We start from the raw sequence: 24,117 nt of genomic DNA, 5'->3' as shown, positions 1-24,117 counted from the left end.
AGCAAGTGTACCCAGCCTGTCGGTCAAGGGCTACTCTTATCTATAGACGGAGAGATCCAATGACAAGAATTATCCAAATCGCAGTGTTTTCATTTCTCATGATAAGCGTCCAATTTCTCGGGGCTAGCTTTGCTCATGCTCAAATTTCTCATGTGAGTATTAATCAACAACTGTTCGGTTTAGGTGATTACCCTAAGTTAAGGGTGAACATTGTCTCCGGGCATGAAAATCTGGATAAGATGCAGTTTATTGTTCGCCAGAGTAGCGGCGATGAGCGTTTAATGGTTAAACCTATCAATAACTTTATGTTGCTCCTGACAGGAGTCGACGATGTGGTCGATCCTTCGGCGCAGTTAATCGTCAAGGAGTACCGGGTGAATCAGTGGCATCTGGTTAAAACCTTGCCTCTGTTCAGTGATGAGCAGATAGCAAAGGGGATTAGCGATAAGACTAAAGCTAAATCAGAACTTAAACCAGAATCTAAATCTAAGACAAAGCAGAAGCAGGTTGAGCAAAAAGCTGAATTCAAATCAGATGTGGTCGTTAGTACTAAAAAAGCAAAGCCAGCCTCAGCCGTGTTGCTGGCAATGCAGACAAGTAACGACTCAAAGGTTGTGGATTTAACGGAAGATAATTGCGTGCTCGAGTATGGCGGCAATCAGACCCTGTGGGGAATTGGTACTCAATACAGTCAAGAGTGGGAGATGGGTACTTATGGTGCCATTCTTGCTATCTTCGAGGCCAACCCTAAGGCTTTCAATAAAGGCGAGATTAGTGGTCTGAGAGCCGATGTTATCTTGCACTGTCCATCGGTGTCGCTGAAAGAGAAATATAGAGATAATAGGACGGCAAAAAGAATCTACGAAAAGTTATAAATTCAGAGTAAAATTATAAGTCACAGAAAAAGTCTTATTTCGGGGGAGAAGACCCAAGGGGTTATAGCTACTGCGTTTTATTCAGCGCCTCCTTTTTGTTGACTCCCAGCCCTGCTTTTTCTCTTGTATCTCTTTTCCACATCCTGTATTATCTCGCGCCTAATATTTTATTAACTTCATGTGGTGTCCGACTTCGGGTTGGGAGAGCGACATGGCCTTCAACTTAGAGGTAATCCAAATGAAACCAGGTATTCACCCTGAATATGCAGAAATCACTGCAACTTGTACTTGTGGTAACGTAATTAAAGTAAATTCAACTGCAGGTAAAGCTCTGCACTTGGACGTATGTGGTGCATGTCACCCATTCTACACTGGTACACAGAAAGTTGTGGACACTGGTGGACGTATCGACAAGTTCAACAAGCGCTTCGGTGCTCTTGGTAAGAAGTAACTTTTACTTTAAAAGTATTTCTACAATGAATTTTGAAAAGGCGCCTTTATGGCGCCTTTTTTGTTATTCTGTATTCAGCTTTTATTGCGCCCAAGCTAAGGAATATCGGGCCTGGTCATAAGGAGATCACATGAATGCATTTCAATTGCTGTCTTCCTCGAAGTCATTGACTAGCATGCTTTTTCTGTCCCTCATCCTCAGCTTCTCATCTACGACTCAAGCAGCGCAGGCAAAGCTAGCTCAACAGGAGAGTAAAGAGCAGAGCGCCGTGATGACGTCCGCCTTATGTGCTCCCACCTATTATGATGAGCAGGTTGAACTTGAATATGTTAATGATGGCGATACCCTCACGTTGACAGATGGGCGTCTGGTACGCCTGATTGGCGTCGATTCGCCGGAAATCGATTTTAAATCGTCAGAACTGTCACAGCCATACGCTAAAGAAGCGCGACACTTTCTGCAGAAACATCTCAAACCTGGTCAGGTATTAAACTTATCCTTCGATCAAAAGAAACTGGATCCCTATGGCCGCACTTTGGCCTATGTTTATACCGAGAGTGGCGAGCATCTTCAGGAGCTTCTATTAAGCCAAGGCCTCGCTACGACCCGGGTTTATCAGAATGATTATTTTTGGCAGTGTTTAAACCTGATCGAGTTAACTGCCAGGGATAAGAAGCTGGGGTTATGGTCACATCCTGATTATCGCGCTAAGACGGTTGACGAGTTAGGCAGGGAAGATCGTAATCGATGGGGCGAGGTCAAAGGGGTCGTTACCGGATATGAAAGAAAAGGCCAATATTTGTGGCTTATTTTAGATGAAAAATTTTATGTCGGCATACCTAGAGCGGAATCTGGTAAATTTAGCAACATTTTGAACCTTAACTTGCTTGAAAGCCCAGTAATCGTCCGAGGTTCGTTGTATTATTCCTACAAAAAGTGGCAGTTGATCAGCAGTCATCCTTCGCAGATAAGTTTGCAAAATAGACCTTAGAGCAATACTTACTAACTTCGGCTGAATTTTCCTAATCTTATGTTTAAAAAGTGTGTCATTTCTAGTATCTTAGCCCAACCAGTCCCCTTCATCTTTTAATGCCTAAAGAGTCGGGAGATTGCAGGCCCTATGAAAAGTTAACTTGTCGCATTTTCAGGATTAAAAAAATGTCAGATCTTCGTCAACAAGCCCTCGATTATCATGAATTCCCAGTACCAGGTAAAACAGCTGTTTGCCTGACTAAACCAGCAGAAACCAGTATGGATCTCGCACTTGCGTATAGCCCAGGTGTTGCAGAGCCTGTACGTGAAATCGCAGCTAATCCTGATGATGCTTATCGTTATACGGCGAAGGGCAATACCGTAGCTGTTATCTCAAATGGTACCGCTATTTTGGGATTAGGCAATTTGGGGCCATTAGCTTCTAAGCCGGTTATGGAAGGCAAGGCATTGCTATTTAAGCATTTTGCTAATATTGATGCGACTGACATCGAAGTTAAACATCGTACAGCCGAAGAGTTTATCAATACCGTTGAAGCCATTGCCGATACGTTCGGTGGTATTAACCTTGAAGATATCAAAGCCCCAGAATGTTTTGAAATTGAGAAGGCTTTGATTGAGCGCTGCAGTGTACCTGTGTTCCATGATGATCAACATGGTACTGCCATCGTCACTGCGGCGGGTATGATCAACGCACTTGAAATTCAGGGAAAAGAGATAGAGAAGGCGATCTTTGTCTGTATGGGCGCCGGGGCTGCGGCTATCGCGTGTATGACAATGCTGGTTAAGTGTGGCGTTCAGCGTGAAAATGTCTATATGCTTGACAGAAAAGGCGTTATTCATACTCGTCGTGAAGATATCAATGAGTATAAGGCATTGTTTGCCAATAATACCGATAAGCGCACCCTGCAAGAAGTGATTAAAGGCGCCGATGCGTTCTTAGGCCTGTCGGGCCCGGATGTACTGGCTGCCGAAGATGTTGCTTTAATGGCAGATAAGCCGGTTATCTTTGCTTGTTCAAACCCGGATCCTGAGATTAGGCCCGAGATCGCACACGATGTCCGTAAAGATCTGATAATGGGTACAGGCCGTAGTGATTACCCTAACCAGGTTAACAATGTTCTTTGTTTCCCATTCATTTTCCGTGGCGCGTTAGACGTCAGAGCGTCGAAAATTAACGATGAAATGAAGATAGCTGCGGTCAATGCCATTGCGGCACTGGCTAAAGAGGAAGTTCCGGCTTCGGTCTTAGCGGCTTATCCGGATGTCAGTGAATTAAGCTTTGGTCCCGATTATGTGATCCCTAAACCAATGGATCCACGCTTGCTTTCTAATGTTGCTAAAGCGGTGGCCCAGGCTGCCATCGATTCAGGTGTCGCAGCAATCGAAACTTTGCCGGATAATTACATGCTTTAATTTTTCCGTTTTAGACTGAAAGGGGCCTTTAGGGCCCCTTTTTGTTTTTTTACTAATAAGACATAACTATCTGAAAAATACTGTTTAATACAAGGTCTGAAGTTTCATTGACCGAAATCTTTAACTTTGGCTACCGAGCCGCGACAGATAATTATCGTTGTGAAGAACGGAATTTGTTTGTATTGTGGGATTTTAGGCGTTAACTAAAAGTTAACACTTAACGTGACCAGCTGAATCCATATTTCTGAAATTAATAATAATAAATTCTGCAGGAAAGCGGATTATGAAACTAACACGACTTTTAACGAGAAAACTGACCGGATTTTGGCTACTGTCTCTTGCCGCAGTGGCTTTTATATTCTTACTTACCGCCTTGGTAAGTTTTGCACAGCTGACCTATAAGTTTCAGCAACAAAAGGTGTCAGAGATCGAGTCTATGCTTGTGCATCATTACGAGCACGACAGTGACAGAGATCTATCCTCCTGGCTGCCTTCTATTTTGGCTGCCTATAAGGCGTCAAAATTTCAACTGCTGGAAAATGGTCAAGTTGTCTATGAGTACCAAGCTGATGCTGCCGATAAAGGCCATGTGACCTACGAGAGCGTGCTGATAAAAGATCGACATCTTAAGCTCTCTATGACTCTCCCCCAGCCGTTTCAAATGTATGACTTGAGTTGGTATGAACTGCTTATCCTTTCTGGTGGCATCATATCAGTTGCGTTTTTTGTCCGATTTGGACATCAATGGTTGTCTGTTCAGCTGGTGGGTATCGAAGATTTAGCCGCTCGAAGTAAACTTATTTTGAACAATGAATATGAGCAGGCACTCGCCGAGAAAGGGCATGGTAAGCCCAGAATGATCAATCGAGCCTTGACTCATATGCTGCTCGAACTCGATGACGCTCAAAAGCAGAGGGCGAGGTTCGATCAATTTATTCGTTCAAATACCTTTCTCGATCCTGAAACCGGGATTGGTAACCGATTGTTTTTGAAGAACCGCTTAGATGCACTAAGTAATGATCGTGGAATGATGGCTCCCGGAGTGATGTTTCTGCTGGAGATGGAAGATCTCGATCTTTTGCAGCAAGAGGTTGCCGATGAGTCGATAGATGCACTGCTGCTGCAGACCATCAATGATATTAATCAGATTTTAGATACACAAGCGAACAGTATCTTTGCCCGACGTTCTTATAATCAGTTCGCCATCGTTGTCCCACAGATCTCCTTGAAAGATGCCGAAAAATTAGCAGTTAAACTGCTTAAGGTCTGTTTAAGTCAGGCGCTGCCGACAACACAAAATAGTGATGATTTTTACCATATTGGTGTTGCCTATTTTAAGGTGGGTGAGAGTAAAGAGCAGTTGCTGGACGAGTCTGAGCGGGCACTGAGAGCGGCTCAATTTCAAGGTTCCAGTGGTTGGTTTATGTATGATAAAGGGGCCGTAGACGAAGAGTTTGCCAAGGGGTCTGTTCGTTGGCGAAGCTTCCTCGAATATGCCCTCGTTAACCGGCGGCTGGTCGTTTTCTCTCAGCCCGTCGTTGATAGCGATATGGAGACGCATCATTTCGAGATATCGAGTCGTATCCGCGATAATCAGGATAACTTAATCAGGGCGACCCTCTATATCCCTATGGCGATTAAGTGTGGCCTGACGCCTCAGTTTGAGAGGCAGGTTATCGAGACCGTGCTGTTTGATCTTCTCAATGACCGCAGCGATACCACCACCAGATACAGTGTGAATTTGAGTCTGGATACCCTGTTAAGTCGCGCCTTTATTCGCTGGCTTAAAACTACCTTGCTCGAATATCGACACCTGACCTCCAGGCTGATATTCGAAGTCAATGAAGATATTGTCGTCCATCATAGAGAGCAGCTAAAAGACCATCTGGATATGATCAGAAAGATGGGGGCGAGCCTCTGTGTCGACCGGGTGGGGCAAGAGGTTGTGAGTACTCAATATATTCAAGAGTGTCATTTCGACCTGATTAAACTGCATCGTTCAATCGTTCGTCAGATTCATCTGAGACAGGAAAATCAATTGTTTGTCCGTAGTTTGATCGGTGGTTTATATCGCACCGATGTTCAGGTTTTTGCCGATGGCGTAGAGTCATTTGAGGAGTGGCAAACCTTGAAGATTTTAGGGGTGAGTGCCGGGCAAGGGAGTATCTTCAGTGACCCTATTGAAGAGATCTAGTTTGAGGCAAAGCAGGTGACTGTGTCCGTAAAGCTACATTTAATTAGCGTAAACAGGACTGTTGTTTTGGTTCTATTTGCGTTGCTATCTGGTTTATTGCATGTGCATGGCTTGTGATCTACCAATAACAAGCCTACTTTAAACCTATATACCAGTTAATCAGTCGGTGTTTTTTCTATAAAATTATAAGATTAGTCGTTACAATGAGCGTAAGAAAATTGACGCTCCCCGTGTATGTTTAATACAAGGGGAGCTACTTGTGTAGGCAAACTAGTTGCAATTGTTTCCGGACAATCTCAACTTTAGATACACATCGGGCTAATGGGTAAAGGGATTATAGGCATTCTTTGATGGGAAAGAGTCTTTTTAGCAGATTGGCTTTCTGGCAGAAATCTAATTCAAAAATCAAAATTGGCATCTATGTCTGTCTTGATAAGCTTGTTGTTTATCGAGCCATTGATGATTCCGAAAATGCTGATGAGCATAAAGATACCTATGAATTTGTGTTCGACGGTACTAATTGGTCAGGGGTCTTTGCACTTATAGCAAAGCAATTTGAGCCTGCTCAGGTTCAGATAACCTTGTGCTCCGCTTTTTATCAGCTTCTATTAGTCGACAAGCCCAATGTCGAATCTGAAGAGATGACACAGGCACTGCTTTGGTCGGTTAAAGATATGGTTAGCCAGCCTGTTACCGATATTCACCTGGATTACTTCGAGCCTCCATTACCGGGTAATACCAAATTAAATGTTGTCGTAGTTGAAAAGGCGAGTTTGAGTGCCTTAGTGTTAGCGGCGCAAGATCACGATATGGAGGTCGTGGGAATAAATATTGAAGAGATGGCGGTTACTAACCTATTCACCGAAGAGGCTCAGGCGAGACTGGTATTGAGTCACACCTCTGGTCAGGAGTTGTTGTTGACTGTTATCAGGCAGGGCGAATTATTTATGCAGCGACGTGTGAGGGGGTTTAATCAGCTCGATAGTGTGAGCGCCGAGGATCTTGCATTTGGCCTGGCCGATAATCTCAGCCTGGAGCTACAGAGATCCATGGATTATTTTGAGAGTCAATTGCGCCAGGCTCCTGTGGTATCGATTGAGCTATTGATCAATGGTCATGTCGGAAAACTTACCGAACTGGTTAGCGCTAACTTTAACCAAAAGGTTAATACGGTTGAAGCCGACTCTGTTGAGGCGAAGATGGCGGCCTTGGCTCTGGATGAGTTTAATCGGGATGAGTCGGCAGAAAGAGGTGTTAATTAATGACGATGAAGACCAGGGTTAATCTCTTTTCTGCTTCACTTTTACCACCTGAACTGAGGTTATCATTTAATCACCTTACTCTGGTGTTGTTGGTTTTGGTTGGCCTGTTCACCATCGCATGTGGTGCTAGTTATGCCTTAGTCTCTGCTCTTGAAACCGACAAAGCAGAGCTGAGTATGCAAAAACGTCAGCTGGATAACCAGAAGCAAGATCTTGAGACCGCGCTGGCTAATCGTGCACCGGATTCGGCGCTTGTCGATGAAGTCGATCTTCTGTCTCAACAGGTGGAGCTGAAACGTATGCTACTCGGAGAGTTGAGCCAGAGAGAAGCCTTGACCAGTCATGGCTATTCACCTCTGATGAAAGATCTCGCTCGTGTTGCCAATAGCAATATTTGGCTCAGCAGGATTCAGGTTGATAATAATAGCTTTATTTTCGAAGGTTTTAGCTCCGCGCCTCACAGTGTGCCACTTTGGGTCGATCGCCTGAAATTAACCGACACGCTTAAGGGGCATGCATTTGCTTCGATGACAATGAGCCGTGGAGAGGGCAAGCCATTAGCATTTACCCTGACCAGCAAAGCGGGCGAGAGTGTGGAGAATAATCAATGAAGCAGAGATGGCAAGCATTGGGTGAGCGCTTCGATCTGTTGAGTCAACGTGAAAGGGTGATGGTGGCAACGGCTGCTTTTATCGTGATAGGTATGCTTTGCTACCTACCGCTCGAGTCTCTGTTAATGAAATATAGTTCCCTGTCTAAACAGATAACGGTGATCGCCGCAGAAAATAAAATATCGCTGCAACAGATTGAACTATATGAGCAACGCTTAGCTCAAGATCCCAATGATGAGTACAATAACCGCCTTCAGGTTCTCAGGCAGCAGAGTGCAGATCTCGACGAGCAGCTGTCATTCCAGATGGTCGATATGATCCCTGCGGATCATATGCCTACCCTCTTGAGTCAGTTATTAGGCAAGGTGACGGGTATAAAGTTGCAGGAGTTTAAGTCCATTGCACCGACACCGCTCCTGGCTCTCGATGATGAGAAGAAAACGAACCTATATAGCCATGGTATCCGTCTCACATTAGAGGGGGATTATTTCTCATTGTTAAAGTTTATCGAAGCCGTTGAAAGTATGCCTAACAAGCTCTACTGGAAACAGATGGATTACAAGGTTGAAGAGTATCCAGGCGCCAGTGTCGTTTTGGAGCTTTACACCATAAGTGTCAATAAGGACTTCATCAGTGTTGCAAATTAAGGCGAGCTCACTCTTTTCAGTATTAGTGTCATTGCTGGTGCTACTGACGAGCACTGTCCATGCTGAAACATTACGTGACCCAACACGGCCAGGAAGAGGTGCAGTGATTACTGACGCCAGAGCGTCTGGCCAAGCCAATGCTTTGATTCTTAATAGTATAGTGAAGGGTAAAACCTCATCTCATGCTGTGATCAACAATAAGATCTTTGTCTTAGGTGATAGGGTGCAGGGTGTGAAAATAGTTAGAATAGACTCAAGTTCGGTGTCCTTGGCCGATGGACGTAAATTGAAAATGTACCAAGCAATAACAGAGACAAAGGGAAATAAATTCAAATGAGAGCGATTAACATTATTACGCCTCTGATAGCGCTTTTGTTGGCAGCCTGCCAAACAACAGACAGGCCACAGCCGATAGAATCGAAGCAAGTTTTGTCTGATTCGGTACAAGCTGAGCAGAACAAAACCACGACACCACCTCCTGCTGTCATGCCCGATGCTATTCAAAAAGAGTTGGCATCGAAAGAGCTACTCAGTGGCTTGTCTCCGGTGGTGAGAGCGGAGCGTCGTTTCGATGTATCGGCTAATGATGTCGATGCAAAGGTCTTTTTCCCGAGTCTGGTGCAAGGTTCTCCCCTGAGTGTTGCCGTTCACCCGGGCGTGTCCGGGACGATTTCTCTCTCGCTGAAGGGGGTTACGCTCAGTGAGGCACTTCAGGTCGTGGAAGATATCTATGGTTATGAAGTCAGCCGTGAAGGCAGAATTTTACGCATTTTCCCATCGGGCATGCGCACGGAAACGTTTCCGCTGAACTACCTGTATATGGAACGCCAGGGATTGTCGTTGACCTCGGTTAACTCGGGTCGTATATCCGATAGTAACGACTCAAATTCGAGTGGCAGCAACAATAGCAATAACAGCAACAGCAACAGTAACTCCTCGAATAATAACTCCGACTCGAACGGCAACAATAGTAGTAATGACACAACCAATGGCACATTCATTCGCTCTACGACAAAGACAGATTTTTGGGGTGAGTTAGAGAAGACATTGGTCTCGATTGTGGGCAGTACTGCTGGCGGGCGTCAGGTGGTTGTAACGCCACAAGCCGGCTTAGTGACGGTTCGTGGTTATCCTAACGAATTAAGACAGGTGCGTACCTTCCTACAAACCGCTGAAACTCATCTGCAGCGTCAGGTCATCCTGGAAGCGAAGATTTTAGAAGTCACCCTCTCTGATGGTTATCAGCAGGGGATCCAATGGGATAACGTTCTGGGCCATGTTGGTAATACCGATATCACCTTCGGCACCAGCAAGAATACCGAAGGTTTGGGTGATGCTATTACCAATGCCATCGGCGGTGTGACCTCGTTAAACATCAAGGGGTCTAATTTCACTACCATGATCAACCTGCTCGATACTCAGGGTGATGTCGATGTGCTTTCGAGTCCCAGAGTAACGGCTTCAAATAACCAAAAAGCGGTGATAAAAGTCGGTACCGATGAATACTTCGTGACCGATGTGTCATCGACGACGGTTGCCGGAACAACACCTGTGACGACACCGGAAGTTGAGTTAACGCCATTTTTCTCGGGCATCGCACTGGATGTTACTCCGCAAATTGATGGTGAAGGCAATATCTTATTGCATATTCACCCCTCGGTTATCGATATTAAAGAGCAGACTAAAGTCGTTAAGATTTCGAATAGCTCCCTTGAACTACCGTTGGCTCAGAGTGATATTCGTGAATCCGACACTGTGATTAAGGCTAAAACCGGTGATGTAGTGGTTATCGGTGGTCTGATGAAGAGTGAGAACATAGAGGTTGAATCTAAGGTGCCACTCCTTGGCGATATTCCTCTGGTTGGCGAACTGTTCACCAACAGGTCAAAGTCACTGAAGAAAACAGAGCTTGTTATCTTACTTAAGCCAACCGTTGTCGGCGCCGACACCTGGAAAAAAGAGTTACAAAAATCCAAGGCACTATTGGATCGCTGGTATCCGGAAGAAGATGCAAGCGGACAAGGGCAGTAAGTTTTGTATCTGGATCACTTCGGGTTAGCGGAAACTCCTTTTTCGCTGACCCCCAATACCGAGTTTTTCTTCGGACTAGCGCCTCATGTCGAGGCGTTACAGGTACTTCAGACTGCGCTACAAACCGGTGAAGGCTTCATTAAAGTTACCGGTGAGGTGGGGACAGGTAAAACCCTTATCTGTCGAAAGTTGATCAATGAACTTCCCAAACGATTTCATTGCGCCTACTTGCCCAACCCCTATCTTTCTCCCGCCGAGCTCAGGTGGGCTGTGGCCCTCGAGTTAGGGCTTAAATATTCTGCCGATATCGACCAGATGCAACTTACGGGGCTGATCCAGCAACAGCTGCTGGCTTTGTGTGCCCATGGTCACTCCATTGTATTAGTACTCGATGAGGCGCAAGCTCTGCCCGATGAAAGTCTCGAGGCATTGCGTCTGTTTACCAACTTGGAAACTGAGAGCCGTAAGCTATTGCAGGTGGTGCTTTTTGCTCAGCCAGAGCTGAATCAGAGGTTGAGCTTGCACAATTTTCGTCAATTAAGACAGAGGATCACCTTTAGTTACAGCCTGAGACCCTTGACCTTAGATGAAGCCGATGCTTATGTGCAGCATCGATTGTCGGTTGCCGGCAGAGTGGGCAAGCCCTTGTTTACCCATAGGGATACACGCCTGCTGGCCAAGGCATCTAAGGGGATCCCCAGATTGATTAATATTTTGGCTCATAAAGCACTATTGCTCAGCTTTGGAGAGGGGTCACACAGGGTCGAATATCGGCATGTGAAGGCTGCAATTGTGGATACAGAGGATACGAAACTGGGTTTTCAAGCTAAGTGGTTATGGTTTACGGGCTTTGGCATGATGTCAATGTTGGCGGGTGCAGGGCTTCATCTGTTTTATGGAGGCGTATCATGAGTGTGATCAATACCATGCTTAAAGATTTAGATAAGCGCCAACAGTCTCACGAACTGGAAAATTTGAATGTGGCACCGGTGCAATATCAAAGTGCCACGCCTTCAAAACTTCCCTGGATATTATTGGGGCTCGTCTCCTTTGTCTTAGTGTCAGGTATCGTTTTCAGTTGGGATCGATTAAACGCTAAGGTGTCTGACGATAGCGAAGTACTCACGATTGATACTCCTGTTGCAGATATACAGTCTACAGAAAACAGGGCCGTTGATAACAAGGTTGCTGAAAATACGGCAACTGAAAATAAGACCGGCACATTAAATGAGCCTGAACTTACGCCAGTGGCTGAACCTTCGATTGATGCTGGTGTTGCAGGCAAGAGTGAGCAACCACTAACCAAAGAGACCTCCACTGCCGAACAAGAACTTAGGTCTGAGACTGAGAGTGGCTCGAAAGCCGAATTTGTAGCCAAGCCGATTACCGACGATCAACAAGTGGTAACCGTAATAGAAGAACAAGCTGCCATAACCGGCAAAAAACAGATCGCGGCTTCTGCCCCTGTATCGCAGGCAGTTAAAGGCGAAGCGCCAGCGGCTCGCTCAAGTCGTAATGGCTCAATGGCAGTGACAGAAGTGAAACTGTCTGATGAACAGTTAGCACAGAAGAGGCTCACGTTGGCGACCGAAGCGGAGCGGCAGGGAGGGCAAAATGATGCCATTATTTATTACATCGAAGCCCTCGCACTCAATCCCAAACTGCATCAGGCAAGAAAGCAACTGGCCGCGTTATATTATGGTAAAGGCAGGCTGGATCTTTCCGCCGAACTCTTAAAGCAAGGGATCAGCCAGTTTCCCGCAGAGTTTGATTATGTCCTGCTGCTCGCTCGCGTTCAGCAGGCATCGGGGAACAAGGAACAAGCCTTGTCCACCCTTAGTCTGATCCCCGATAGCAGCTTGCTGGCAAGACAGAAGTGGGTCGAACAGAGTAGTCTGGCGCAAGAGATCAGCGACTTTGTATTAGCAGAGCAGGGTTATCGTAACTTACTCGGTGTGGAGGCTAATCAGGCCAAATGGTGGATGGGATTAGCCTACTCACTGGATGCACAGAAAAAGTATAGTGCGGCTAAAGATGCCTACAAACAGGCTGTCTTATACAAGTCTGTGCCTCGCAAGGGGTTATCGGCTCAGGCATTGGACTATATTGAAAACAGATTGGCGCAGTTAGGAGAGATTGAGTGAAACCAAAGTTAAAGATGCGTCTGGGTGATCTCCTCGTTCAGGAGCAGATCATCAGCGAGCCTCAGCTAATGGAGGCTCTGACCGAGCAGCGAAGCACCGGCAAGAAGCTGGGACGTACCCTGATCGATCTCAATAGTATCTCCGAAGAGCAGCTACTCAGGTTTCTGTCTCAACAGCTGCACATCCCTTTTATCGATATCAGTAAAAAACCAATTCCTCCGGAGGTTGTTAACCTGTTACCCGAGGTTCAGGCGCGTCGTTTCCGTGCGCTTGTCGTAGAAGATAATGGCGATAGCGCCTTGGTGGCCATGAGCGACCCTGCCGATCTTCAGGCGATGGATAATCTCGAGGTTTTACTCACCCCTAAAAGGTTAGAGATCGCGGTGGTGACCGAGAGTCAGCTGCTCGATGCCTTCGATAATATCTACCGCAGAACCGATGAAATTGCTCAAATCGCCGGTAAGCTCGAAGAGGAATATGCCGCCGATGATCAATTCGATCTCGCGAGCTTAACCGATAGCGACAGCGATAACGAAACCACAGTTGTTAGGTTGCTGCAGTCGATATTCGAAGATGCGGTGCAGATGCGTGCATCAGATATTCATATCGAGCCCGGTGACAAGGTGCTGCGCATCAGGCAGCGTATCGATGGCCAGCTGCACGAAAATATTCTGCCGGAGGCGAGTATCGCCGCGGCCTTAGTGTTAAGGCTTAAATTGATGGCGGGCCTGGATATCTCTGAGAAGCGTTTGCCACAGGATGGCCGTTTTCATATGGAGATTAAAGGTCATCAGATAGATGTTCGTATGTCGACTATGCCGATTTACCACGGTGAGTCGGTGGTGATGCGTCTGTTGGATCAATCGGCAGGCCTGTTGACCCTGAACGAAACGGGCATGCCACCGGAGATTTTGGATAGGGTACGTAAGCAGATAAAACGCCCCCATGGCATGTTGCTGGTAACCGGGCCAACGGGTAGCGGTAAAACTACCACCTTGTATGGTGTCTTGAGTGAGCTCAACACCGCAGACCGCAAGATTATTACGGTCGAAGACCCGGTGGAGTATCAACTCCCCAGAATTAACCAGGTACAAGTTAACCATAAGATTGGCCTAAACTTCTCTAACGTACTGAGAACCACCTTGCGTCAGGATCCGGATATCATCATGGTCGGTGAGATGCGAGATCAAGAGACCGTAGAGATTGGACTGCGAGGTGCCTTGACCGGTCACTTTGTACTGTCGACTCTGCACACCAATGATGCTGTGACCAGTGCGTTACGTTTGCTTGATATGGGTGCCGCGAGTTATCTGGTTGCCAGTGCTCTGAGGGTGATTATTGCCCAGCGTCTGGTGAGGCGGGTATGTCAAAACTGCGCCAGAGATTATGAACTGTCGGCTCAGGATCGGGCGTGGCTAAATAGCACGAGCCAGGATGATTTTTCACAGGCTAAATTCAGAATTGGATCGGGCTGTCAAAGTTGTAACGGTAGCGGTTACCGGGGACGAATTGGTGTCTTTGAGATCCTAGAGCTCGATGAGGCGATGATCGATGCCATGCGTACAGGTAATCCCCAGGACTTTGCCCGTGCAGCATACCTAAGCCCTAACTTTACTCCTTTAGCCGTTTCAGCCTTTAAGTATTTAGCCGAAGGGATGACAACCATCGAAGAGGTGTCCAAACTGGTAGAGGATCTCAATGACAACGAGTCTCCGGTGTCCATGAGACAGCCCCAAGGAACTGAGCTTTAACTGGATAAAATGCCGTTAAAGGAAAACGGATTTATGATTTTAGAAGCAGTGTCTGAGAGTAATAGAGAATAATTGAACATGGTAAAAGCTTATGGCTACCTATAAATATCGTGGGCGGGATGCACAGGGGCAGCAGGTGACCGGAATGGTCGATGCGGCCTCTGAGAGTGCGGCTGCCGATCAGTTGATGTCACGAGCGGTGATACCATTAGAGCTCAATGAAGCCAAGGAGAAGCGAGAGTTCTCCCTTGTTTCTCTGTTTAAGGGCAAGGTTTCCTTAGATGAGCTGCAGATCTTCTCCAGACAGATGTATTCCCTGACCCGATCGGGGATCCCGATCCTCAGAGCGATTGCAGGACTCTCGGAAACGACACACTCACAGCGAATGCGAGATGCGCTGAATGATATATCAGAGCAGCTGACCTCGGGCAGACCACTGTCATCGGCGATGAATCATCACCCCGATGTATTCGATCCGCTTTTTGTCTCTATGGTCCATGTCGGTGAGAATACCGGTAAGCTGGAAGACGCCTTTATTCAATTGTCGGGTTATATCGAGCGAGAGCAGGAGACCCGTCGACGGATCAAGGCGGCGATGCGCTACCCCATCTTCGTATTAATTGCCATCGCGCTGGCCATGGTGATCCTCAATATCATGGTGATCCCTAAATTTGCCGAGATGTTCTCTCGTTTCGGAGCCGATCTCCCTTGGGCGACGAAGGTGCTTATCGGCACATCCAACCTGTTTGTTAACTATTGGCCTGCGATGCTGGTTGGCCTCATCGGCACATTTATCGGTATTCGTTACTGGCACAGCACAGAGAAAGGGGAGAAACAGTGGGACAGTTGGAAGCTGCATATTCCGGCCGTCGGTAGCATCATCGAACGTTCGACTCTGTCACGCTATTGCCGAAGTTTCTCCATGATGCTGAGCGCTGGCGTGCCTATGACTCAGGCACTCAGTTTGGTCGCCGATGCGGTCGATAATGCCTATATGCACGACCGAATCGTGGGCATGCGCCGTGGTATCGAGTCTGGTGACTCTATGCTCAGGGTCTCAAATCAGAGCCAATTGTTCACCCCTCTGGTACTACAGATGGTTGCCGTGGGCGAAGAGACGGGACAGATAGATCAGTTGCTCAACGACGCCGCGGATTTCTATGAAGGGGAGGTCGATTACGACCTGAAAAACCTCACCGCCAAGTTAGAACCTATCCTGATCGGATTTGTGGCAGGGATCGTGCTTATATTAGCATTGGGTATATATTTACCTATGTGGGATATGCTCAACGTCGTCAAAGGCGGTAGCTGATAATGATACGAAGAATCGGCATTGACTCAAGTGAACAGGGTATCTACCTGGCTTTATGGTGGGATATGTTCAATGTCGTTAAAGGCGGTAGCTAGCTTTGCTGAATTTGGTTAAGGGAGGCTGCTAATTATGCAGAGCCAACAGCAAGCCGACGGTGAGTTGCTGCAGATGTTTGGCAAGGTGATAGCTATCGTTTTGCTACTCACATTGCTTAGTATATTAGGATTCCGCTATTTCGGCTCTGTCGATAAAATAAGTGCCCAGGGGCTGAGAGTTGACCACACCAAGATGCTCAATATTCTGGCCATGGTCAAGGCGCAGTGGCTGGCCAAGGGCCGACCACCCGAGATGAAACTAGAGTGGGATACCTTAGGTTTTGGGGAGCTGGAACCGCTCGATATTGAAGGGCAAACTAGTGAAGGGAATAATCTGGTAAAAATGAGCCATGGTGGCTGGCCTCTGCCCGATGTAGCCGATTCAGTGGGCTGTAAGCTGCTTTGGCGTCAATTGTTAGGTAGAGGGCCTGTTGAGCAACATATTGTAACGCAGCTCAACTCTGAAGGAGATGTTTGTAGTTATATTGCTAATAATTCAGATCGATTAAGTTATCAGCTAACAACCGGGCGCGTTATTTTTTTGACGAAAGAGTAAATATAGCAAATTCATGGGTTTCTAAAATTTGGCGAACTGATAGAATTGTAAAATTAGACATGGGGTGATATATGCGGGTAAAAGATCGAATGCAGAGTAGAACAAATCTGAAACAGCAAGGTTTCTCGTTAATTGAACTTGTGATTGTGATTGTGATCTTGGGCCTGTTAGCCGCGACCGCAATTCCACGGTTTCTCAATGTCACCGAAGATGCCGAAGATGCCAGCTTAGAAGGCGTTACAGGTGGCTTGGCCACGGCTGTTGGCTTTGTAAGGGCCCAGTGGGAAGTGGATGGCCGCAATAATAGCAACGTCGTACTGGACGGGACTACACTGTCTCTCGATACACGTTTCGGGTATCCAACAGGAATGGTAACAAGTGCTGATAAAACAGGTAGTGGCAACACCGGAGCGACAACCATGACGCACGCTTCTTGTCAGGAAGTATTTCAATATGTTCTTCAGAGCGCACCCAGAAATGTTCTTTTTAATGCCGATGCAAGAAAGGCAAGGTACACAGTTCGTGTATTAGGTGGTTCTGGCGGGAGTGCGATTGCTAATAACGGCGTAAATGTTGGTGGCCTAGACCTGTGTGTTTACCATCAGGTAGCATCGTTAGCACTTAATGCCAATAACGGGATTGCAAGTCCTGCACCTGATTTAAATATTGGTAACGGGATCGCATATAATGCCGGTACCGGCACCGTGGTAACCTTTACCAATGAATAGGTTTCATGCTGCACAGCAGCCTGAAGTACAGCCTGAAGTAGTTCTAGAAGTGAATCTAGCTATTTGAAGTAGATAGATATTTTAAGTAGATAGTTATTGAAGTTAATAGTTATTGAAGTGAATAGTAATAGAAATTATTACTGAACTCGCAAACATAAAGGTCAAGACTGTGAAAAGACAAAATGGTTTTACACTAATCGAATTAGTGGTCGTTATCATCATATTAGGTATCTTAGCCGTCACGGCGGCGCCAAAATTTATTAATCTTCAGAGCGATGCACGTCAATCAGCCCTTCAGGGAGTGAAAGGTGCAATTCAAGGCGCGAACGGCCTGGTATTCGCTAAAGCGGCGCTAGATGGAAAAGAAAAAAGTAGTACTTTTACCGGTACTGATGTCAATATTGGAACAGAAACGGCAGTTATTAATGTAAAAACCTTGTACGGATATCTGCTTGCAACTGAGACTGACTTTTCTAAGGCTGTAGATGCTACTTTCTCATTAGAAAAATCACCTCAAGATGGAACTGGTGATTGGATCTATACCGTAACGGCAGGTAAAGTAAATGCTCCTGGCACAATGGTTATTTATCAGCGTGGCGCGCCAAATGATAGTGATACATGTCAACTAACATATACAGAAGCGACGTCAACAACGACTCCAACATATGTAATCGTAGATACAGGTTGTTAATATGAAAATTCAGAGACAGAAAGGCTTTACTTTAATTGAGTTGGTAGTGGTTATTATTATCTTGGGTATTTTGGCTGTAACCGCCGCACCTAAGTTTATAAATCTGCAGTCAGATGCACGTAAGTCAACACTTGATGGCATGAAAGGCGCTATTCAAGGTGCTAACTCTCTTGTTTATTCAAAGGCCGCTATATCAGGGGAGGAGACGAAAGGTTCGGCAGATGCTTCAACAACAGGCTCGGTCAACATCGGTACAGAAAATCCTGCTGCAACTAATTATGGTTACTTGCAATCAACAGCTGCTGAATTAATAAATGCTATGGATTTGAATATCAGTAATGATGAAGATGACACTGTTGATTGGTATATTGCTGAAGGCGATGATGGAGCGAAATCAGCTCAACTTTATCAAGCCGGATCTGCTCGCTTCGGTAATACAACCGCGGCTACAAACAAATGTTATGTGACTTATACTCCTGCAACATCAACTACAGCGACTCCTACATATGTTGTCACTGATGATGATTGCTAAAAATAGTTCTTAATAAAAGGCCTGCCTAGCAGGCCTTTTTTGTATCTAAACATCTAAATCTTATATTTATTTGCCATACTTATTAAGTTGTTGGACACTGGAGCTAGGAGCTAGGAGCTAGGAGCTAGGAGCTAGGAGCTAGGAGCTAGGAGCTAGGAGCTAGGAGCTAGGAGCTAGGAGCTAGGAGCTAGGAGCTAAGAACTTACAGCTTAAAACTTAAACCTTAAACCTTAGAGTTTCCCGGATACTGAATGCGAAGAGTGTTGCCACAAAGCGGCTTTACCTTGGTAGAGCTGGTTACCACCATCATATTAATTGCCATTCTCTCAGTGGTGGTATTGCCGCGCCTGATGACCAGCTCCAGTGCATTCACCCTGCGAGACGAATTTGTATCTGAGCTTCGAAAGGCGCAGTTGTTGGCGATGAATAATCAAGACTACTGCTACCATATCGCCGTAGACACGACCGGCTATCAACTGCAGGGGTTTGATAATACGACTTGCACTGGCACTGCTAAGCTGAGCGAGACCAAGCAAACATTTGAAGGGCGCGCCAGCCTGGAATTAGATAGTGACAGTTCAAAAAGCTTCAAGGTTAATTTCGACAGACAGGGGATCGCTAGCTTGGGCTGCAGCGGAGCCTGTATCAAGGTTATCGCCGATGAGACCTTGACCATCAATATTGAGAGTCAGGGGTATATTCATGGCCGTTAACTCACTCTCGATAACAAAGCGAGCGGGAGCTCTTGTGAAAACAAAGGGTTTTACCTTAGTCGAGCTTGTGGTTGGAATGGTGGTGCTGAGTATCGCTCTGGTCATGTTGACTAGTATGCTATTCCCCCAGGCCGATCGCGCCGCAGAGACCCTGCACAGGGTGCGCTCAGCCGAGCTGGCCCACTCGGTGATGAATGAGATCTGGGGTAAACGCTACGATCAAAACACCAACCCCAACGGTGGTGTGCCGGCGTGTGGCGCTGAACCAAGATCCGATCTGGGTCTGCCAGCAGGTTTAGCCTGTACCACTCAGGGGAATCTTGGCCCTGATATTGGTGAGAACCGTAACAGTTATAATGATGTCGATGATTATGATGGCTTGAATCAGAACAGCTTGATGCTGAATGCCGCCGTAACAACTGGAGTTAATGCAGATACTTACGCCAGCCGCTACCCTAATTACCTGATGGCGGTAGCCGTTACCTATCACGAACATCCGGATCTGAACCGTAAATTGATAACGGTTACCGTGACGACGCCAAGCGGCGAGCAGATCGTCTACAATGCGGTCAGGAGTAACTACTGATGTCGGGCTTAAGACAGCTAGGCAAGAGCGCCGGTTTTACTCTGGTTGAGATGGTAATGGTGATCATCATCTTAGGCATCTTAGTGCTGGGGGTTAGTAGTTTCGTGATCTTAGGTACCCGCATCTTCGTCGAATCGACCTCGGTGGATCAGGTGCTCAGTCAGAGTCGTTTCGCCGTAGAGCGTATGACCCGCGAGATCAGAAACGCCGTGCCAAACAGTTTGCGTGTGAGCAATACAGCAACAGTTCAATGCATCGAATTTGTGCCAATTCAGAGCAGTGCCTCCTATATAGATCTGCCTATCGCCCCCGAGGCGGCCAGCAAGACCGGAATTATAATCACGCCGGCAATGGGAATAAACACTGCTCATCGTATGTTGGTCTATCCTCTGACACCGGCTCACATCTACTCGGCCTCATCCACCGCTACCGAAGGCCGCCTGTTGAGGATTAAAGAGTATGACGCGGCAACAAATACCGTGACTTTCGGTTCTGCGACTCAGGAGTTGGCTATGCGCTTCAGCGAGGCCTCTCCGAAAAATCGTTTCTTTATGATACACGACGCCGTGAGTTACTGTTTCGCTAGCAATGGTGAAGTCAGGCGCTACAGCGGCTATAACATGTTTAATACGACGCAGCCCACTCCGGCGAAGATGGGAGATGGAGTGTTGATGGCAGAAGGTGTGGTTACTGGTACAGGCACATGGCCAATCAGCTATACTCCCGGCAGCTTAACCAATAACGCAGTGGTACAGTTAACGCCGAAATTTATGGTCAATGGTCAGGAGTTTCAATATCAGCACCAGGTGCAGGTGGTCAATGTCCCCTAGCTATTATAGAAAGAATTATAGAAAGAATTATAGAGTGAATAGACTGAATCACAGAGCTGTTAGGCTGGATCATAGCGCTAACAGACCATTTTCAGGATTTTCTCACTCTCTGGTAAGAGAGCAGGGCAGCGCGCTGGTGATAGGTATCTTTGTTATCACAGTGATGTTCCTGATGTCGGCCGCACTAATCAATGTGCTCGAAGATGCCGATAAGCAGGTAAGTCTCGAGGTGTGGGGCACCCGCGCCCTCTTCGCCGCTAACTCAGGCGCCGATAATGCGCTGGCAGAGCTGTTCCCGCTAACTGCGACCGATGCTACCGCAGCATCTTGTACCAATGTGAAAGCTAAGTGGTCACCGCCGAGCGTGCCGGGCTTTCATGGATGCGAAGTCGTTCTGACTTGTGTAATTAATACAGTAGGTAGCGTAAACAGTTACCGGATCACCAGTACGGCGACCTGCGAGACGGGAAATTGCACCGGTGATGATAGCAGCTGCTTGCGCGTTAACCGCCGGGTGGAGGTCGAAGCCCGTGATTAGAATTTTTAAAATAGTGCTCAGTCTCGCGTTGCTGTTCCCGGCATTGGCGATAGCCGTTCCCTATTGTAGTGATATCTTTACCGACCCACCGACAGGGGATCATGGTGAAAATGGCTTAACACCACCAGCGAATATCGGTCCTCCTCTTGGGGATCTAAGCTGTACTAGAAAGAGGGGTTGTGATAACAGCACATCAGGCCATTTTTTACCAGGAGACTACAGCTTTAGTGAAGGTGATTTTCACGGAGGCGGTCCTTCTCTTGTCAATCACATTACCACTAACGGCACCACCGCTAGGCTCTATTTTGATCGGGTGTCTTTGAGTGGTGTTAGCTTAAATACCTATGGTAAAGCCGAAGATCTAATTATCTATGTAGGTAGTGATCTCACTATTGCCGGCCACAACCACATTAATGGCATTATCTATGTGGCTGGAAATGTTTCGCTAACCGGAAACGGCTCTGTAACGGGTGGCTTAGCGGCTGGTGGCAGTGCCGGAGTAGGTGGCAACGGTGATTTCGTCTTCGATGAGGATGCGATAGACAATGCTGACTTTGGTGGTATGTGTATCCCAGGGCCAAAGCCAGACTTAAACCATTACCGTATCGAGTTTTCATCAGATGCACTGAGCTGCACAGCAAAGTCCATTACAATCAAGTCATGTGCCAACGATGATTGTTCTAGTTCATCACCACTTCCATCAAGTGTTGAGCTCACCAAAGATGGGGTGAAATATAGCGATGTCAGTTTTACCGGTGAAACAGACACTCAACTTTGGCATGGCGAAGGTGGGCTGACGACGATAGGGCTTGGTGCCACATCGCCTGTGGGTCCATATCGCTGTTATATAGATGGTAATTTAGTCGATAATAGCGCTTGCTCACTGAACTTTGCAGAGTCGGGTTTTATCGTCAGTATCGATAACTATCTTTCTAACAAGCCTCAGGAAAATATAGCGATCTCCGCGGTAAGAAAAAGTGATAACTCGCTTCAATGTGTACCGGCATTTGCAGATACCACCAAAGAGGTTAACTTTTGGAGTGAATATATAAGCCCGTCTCCTGCTGCGATCGTCACAGGAAGCTCGGCCTTGGTTAATGGCACTAATATTGGTACAAGCGCCTTAAATCCCACTCCACGAACGTTAACTTTTAACGGTGAGGGTAAAGCCGAGTTCGAATTGAATTACCCTGACGCGGGGAAGATTGCCATCCATGCCAAATACACTGCCCCTGCCGGTGAAGAGGATGAGGGCTTGGTTATGGAGGGCTCAGATAGTACGGTGCGTTACCCTGTCGGACTATGTATTAAGCCGGAAACGGTATGCTCTGCAGGTGATGATACCTGTCCCAAGTTTAAAATAGCCGGTGAAACCTTCAATACCTCAATACAGGCGATGGCGTGGCAGCTGAATAGCGACACAGATTATTGTAATTACTCCTCGACAACACCAAACTATGTTCAGGCAGGTATAGCCCTGGGACACGCATTGAAGCAACCTGTGGACGGCGCCTTGGGCGAATTAGGGCTAAGTTCATATGACCATGTCGCTAAGGCAAATAGTCTTAATGGGTTTGAACAGTCTATCGGCGAGGTGGGTGTATTTACCTTAACCGCAACACCGCCGAATGGTTATCTTGGGGAGAGCATCAATATTCCCTCGGCGGAAAGCGAACCTGTTGGTCGCTTCTATCCTCAAGATTTTGAGCTTTATGAAGAGAGCATGCTTGCGACATGTGGCACCGGAGTTACCGCATTTACCTACATGGACGAACCGACTCCGCTGATGATGAAGATCAGGGCGAGGAATCTCAGCGGCGTTACAACACGAAACTATTTCAAAGATGATACCGTGGACTTCGCATCAGGCACAGCACTGCTAGTCGCTGAAAATAGTAATGCAGGGGGTGATTACCGATCACGGCTTACCGGCTTAACGGAATTGAATTGGGAAAAAGACGACCAAGGTGTGCAGGCCATAGAGAGTGATATTCAATTCACTCGCTTGCTTGATAGCAATCTCGATGGTCCCTATGCCTCGATGGCGATCGGTGTACAGATGAGTGATAAAGATGGCGTCTTGATAGCCTCACCGGATATGAATGCGGGCACAGTTGATGACTGCTCTATTTCTGACAGCTGTAATGCGAAGCAGATATCTACCCAGCATTATCGACACGGCCGTATCGTGTTGGAGAACGCCTATGGTCCCGAAACTGATACGATAAGGATGCCCGTGACAGCAGAGTATTGGGATGGCGCTCAGTGGGTGGTTAATACCTTAGACAGCTGCACCGATATTGCCTCAGCGGCGCTTCCAGCAACCGATGTGACATATAACCCTGCATTGATTTCCCCTCAATCTGTGACTCGAGCGGGAGGGACAAACACTGTACCGGACAGCGACTTTTCAATGGGACGATTTGAGCTACTATGGCATTCTTTAATCGCTACTCCCAATCGCTACCGAGGTCAGGTCACCGCGCCGCTTGCCGTACCGGCTTGGTTACAATGGTATTGGAATTGGAACAGTGATGGGGCCTTGTCCGATCCAAGAGCCAGCGCCTTCTTCGGAACTTATAGAGGTCATGATCGCGTTATACAGTGGCGTGAGGTGCTTTAATCCTTTCTATCTCTATGAGTTACATAGGGTTAACAATCTCAATTTCGTTCAGAATTGAAGGCGAAATCACCGCAAAAAGGTATGTTGCTCAACCTGTTAAGTCTCATTTTCGTGATCCAGTTAACAAATTGAGTTTATGCTCTAATTTTAGCCTTACTTTTCTGATTCTTACATGGCACTAAGTGATAATATTTCGCCGAAATTTGCTTTTTGCGGAGTTATCACTGGTGCACAGCTATCTGTCAGCAATTAATTCTGATTGCTTCCTACTATTCAGCCTCAGCGATTTGGCGGAAACCCGAAGTCACATTCAGTTCCCGTCTCCATGAGGCTCTCTGGTTCTGAATGCTTTATTTATAAGCTCTCTATTATTAACTCCCTGTTTCCAGATTCATTTTTACAGTGAGCTTATAACCTTTTCATCCTTTGTATCTAAGTCTGTTATGCCTAATTTTCAGTTTAAAGAATCGAGTTTCATCTATCGCATTTTTCTTACCTATCTTAGTGACCTAAGTAATCGGGCTAGGGGCATTACAGCATC

23 protein-coding genes are annotated in these 24,117 nt (G+C 46.7%); all 23 read left to right on the top strand.

What is annotated here, in order from left to right:
- The first annotated feature begins 59 nt into the window (after positions 1-59).
- The 23 genes from EKG39_RS14425 to EKG39_RS14315 all read left to right on the top strand — a co-directional run bounded on the left by EKG39_RS14425 (position 60) and on the right by EKG39_RS14315 (position 23,576).
- Positions 60-875 (top strand): LysM peptidoglycan-binding domain-containing protein, encoded by an 816-nt coding sequence (locus EKG39_RS14425; RefSeq protein ID WP_126506453.1) that lies wholly within the window; start codon positions 60-62, stop codon positions 873-875.
- Positions 876-1,113: 238 nt separating this feature from the next.
- Positions 1,114-1,326 (top strand): 50S ribosomal protein L31, encoded by a 213-nt coding sequence (gene rpmE, locus EKG39_RS14420; protein ID WP_126506452.1) that lies wholly within the window; start codon positions 1,114-1,116, stop codon positions 1,324-1,326.
- 130 nt (positions 1,327-1,456) lie between these two features.
- Positions 1,457-2,317, top strand: a complete 861-nt coding sequence (locus EKG39_RS14415) for a thermonuclease family protein (RefSeq protein ID WP_126506451.1) — start codon at positions 1,457-1,459, stop codon at positions 2,315-2,317.
- A 167-nt stretch (positions 2,318-2,484) separates the two neighbouring features.
- A complete protein-coding gene (locus tag EKG39_RS14410) occupies positions 2,485-3,732 on the top strand; it encodes a malic enzyme-like NAD(P)-binding protein (RefSeq protein WP_126506450.1) in 1,248 nt (415 codons plus the stop codon).
- Between the two features lie 283 nt (positions 3,733-4,015).
- The gene (csrD, locus tag EKG39_RS14405; RefSeq protein WP_126506449.1) at positions 4,016-5,926 is read left to right on the top strand and encodes an RNase E specificity factor CsrD; all 1,911 of its coding nucleotides are present in this window, start codon (positions 4,016-4,018) and stop codon (positions 5,924-5,926) included.
- 350 nt (positions 5,927-6,276) lie between these two features.
- Positions 6,277-7,188, top strand: coding sequence for an MSHA biogenesis protein MshI (locus EKG39_RS14400; RefSeq protein ID WP_126506448.1), 912 nt, complete (start codon positions 6,277-6,279; stop codon positions 7,186-7,188).
- On the top strand, positions 7,188-7,799 hold the full coding sequence (locus EKG39_RS14395; protein ID WP_126506447.1) for a PilN domain-containing protein: 612 nt from the start codon (positions 7,188-7,190) through the stop codon (positions 7,797-7,799). The genes EKG39_RS14400 and EKG39_RS14395 overlap by 1 nt, the downstream gene beginning before the upstream one ends.
- Positions 7,796-8,446: a type 4a pilus biogenesis protein PilO gene (gene pilO, locus EKG39_RS14390; RefSeq protein ID WP_126506446.1), complete on the top strand. Its 651-nt coding sequence runs from the start codon at positions 7,796-7,798 to the stop codon at positions 8,444-8,446. The genes EKG39_RS14395 and pilO overlap by 4 nt, the downstream gene beginning before the upstream one ends.
- Positions 8,433-8,783 (top strand): MSHA biogenesis protein MshK, encoded by a 351-nt coding sequence (locus EKG39_RS14385; protein WP_126506445.1) that lies wholly within the window; start codon positions 8,433-8,435, stop codon positions 8,781-8,783. The genes pilO and EKG39_RS14385 overlap by 14 nt, the downstream gene beginning before the upstream one ends.
- Positions 8,780-10,477: a pilus (MSHA type) biogenesis protein MshL gene (mshL, locus tag EKG39_RS14380; protein ID WP_126506444.1), complete on the top strand. Its 1,698-nt coding sequence runs from the start codon at positions 8,780-8,782 to the stop codon at positions 10,475-10,477. Before EKG39_RS14385 ends, mshL begins: the two co-directional genes overlap by 4 nt.
- 3 nt (positions 10,478-10,480) lie before the next feature.
- Positions 10,481-11,389 (top strand): ExeA family protein, encoded by a 909-nt coding sequence (locus tag EKG39_RS14375; RefSeq protein ID WP_126506443.1) that lies wholly within the window; start codon positions 10,481-10,483, stop codon positions 11,387-11,389.
- Positions 11,386-12,621 (top strand): tetratricopeptide repeat protein, encoded by a 1,236-nt coding sequence (locus EKG39_RS14370; RefSeq protein ID WP_126506442.1) that lies wholly within the window; start codon positions 11,386-11,388, stop codon positions 12,619-12,621. Before EKG39_RS14375 ends, EKG39_RS14370 begins: the two co-directional genes overlap by 4 nt.
- Positions 12,618-14,372, top strand: coding sequence for a GspE/PulE family protein (locus tag EKG39_RS14365; RefSeq protein ID WP_126506441.1), 1,755 nt, complete (start codon positions 12,618-12,620; stop codon positions 14,370-14,372). The genes EKG39_RS14370 and EKG39_RS14365 overlap by 4 nt, the downstream gene beginning before the upstream one ends.
- Before the next feature lie 91 nt (positions 14,373-14,463).
- On the top strand, positions 14,464-15,684 hold the full coding sequence (locus EKG39_RS14360) for a type II secretion system F family protein (RefSeq protein WP_126506440.1): 1,221 nt from the start codon (positions 14,464-14,466) through the stop codon (positions 15,682-15,684).
- Between the two features lie 129 nt (positions 15,685-15,813).
- Positions 15,814-16,335 carry a hypothetical protein gene (locus EKG39_RS14355; RefSeq protein ID WP_126506439.1) on the top strand — a complete coding sequence of 174 codons (522 nt, stop codon included), beginning with the start codon at positions 15,814-15,816 and terminating at the stop codon, positions 16,333-16,335.
- An 89-nt stretch (positions 16,336-16,424) separates the two neighbouring features.
- Entirely contained in the window at positions 16,425-17,063 is a 639-nt protein-coding gene (locus tag EKG39_RS14350; RefSeq protein ID WP_246028506.1) for a type II secretion system protein, read from the top strand.
- A 169-nt stretch (positions 17,064-17,232) separates the two neighbouring features.
- Entirely contained in the window at positions 17,233-17,754 is a 522-nt protein-coding gene (locus tag EKG39_RS14345; RefSeq protein WP_126506437.1) for a prepilin-type N-terminal cleavage/methylation domain-containing protein, read from the top strand.
- A gap of 7 nt (positions 17,755-17,761) precedes the next feature.
- Positions 17,762-18,286, top strand: a complete 525-nt coding sequence (locus EKG39_RS23760; RefSeq protein ID WP_126506571.1) for a prepilin-type N-terminal cleavage/methylation domain-containing protein — start codon at positions 17,762-17,764, stop codon at positions 18,284-18,286.
- Between the two features lie 251 nt (positions 18,287-18,537).
- A complete protein-coding gene (locus tag EKG39_RS14335) occupies positions 18,538-18,999 on the top strand; it encodes a pilus assembly FimT family protein (protein ID WP_126506436.1) in 462 nt (153 codons plus the stop codon).
- Complete coding sequence (locus EKG39_RS14330) at positions 18,989-19,585, top strand: type II secretion system protein (protein WP_126506435.1); 597 nt, start codon at positions 18,989-18,991, stop codon at positions 19,583-19,585. The genes EKG39_RS14335 and EKG39_RS14330 overlap by 11 nt, the downstream gene beginning before the upstream one ends.
- The gene (locus EKG39_RS14325; RefSeq protein ID WP_126506434.1) at positions 19,585-20,415 is read left to right on the top strand and encodes a PilW family protein; all 831 of its coding nucleotides are present in this window, start codon (positions 19,585-19,587) and stop codon (positions 20,413-20,415) included. Before EKG39_RS14330 ends, EKG39_RS14325 begins: the two co-directional genes overlap by 1 nt.
- A 64-nt stretch (positions 20,416-20,479) precedes the next feature.
- Complete coding sequence (locus EKG39_RS14320; protein ID WP_126506569.1) at positions 20,480-20,953, top strand: MSHA biogenesis protein MshP; 474 nt, start codon at positions 20,480-20,482, stop codon at positions 20,951-20,953.
- On the top strand, positions 20,946-23,576 hold the full coding sequence (locus tag EKG39_RS14315) for a DUF6701 domain-containing protein (protein WP_246028505.1): 2,631 nt from the start codon (positions 20,946-20,948) through the stop codon (positions 23,574-23,576). Before EKG39_RS14320 ends, EKG39_RS14315 begins: the two co-directional genes overlap by 8 nt.
- Positions 23,577-24,117 lie beyond the last annotated feature (541 nt).

Origin of the sequence: Shewanella atlantica (genome assembly GCF_003966265.1) — a bacterium.
Classification (GTDB): Bacteria; Pseudomonadota; Gammaproteobacteria; order Enterobacterales; family Shewanellaceae; genus Shewanella; species Shewanella atlantica.
This window is presented reverse-complemented; position numbering and strand designations above follow the sequence as displayed.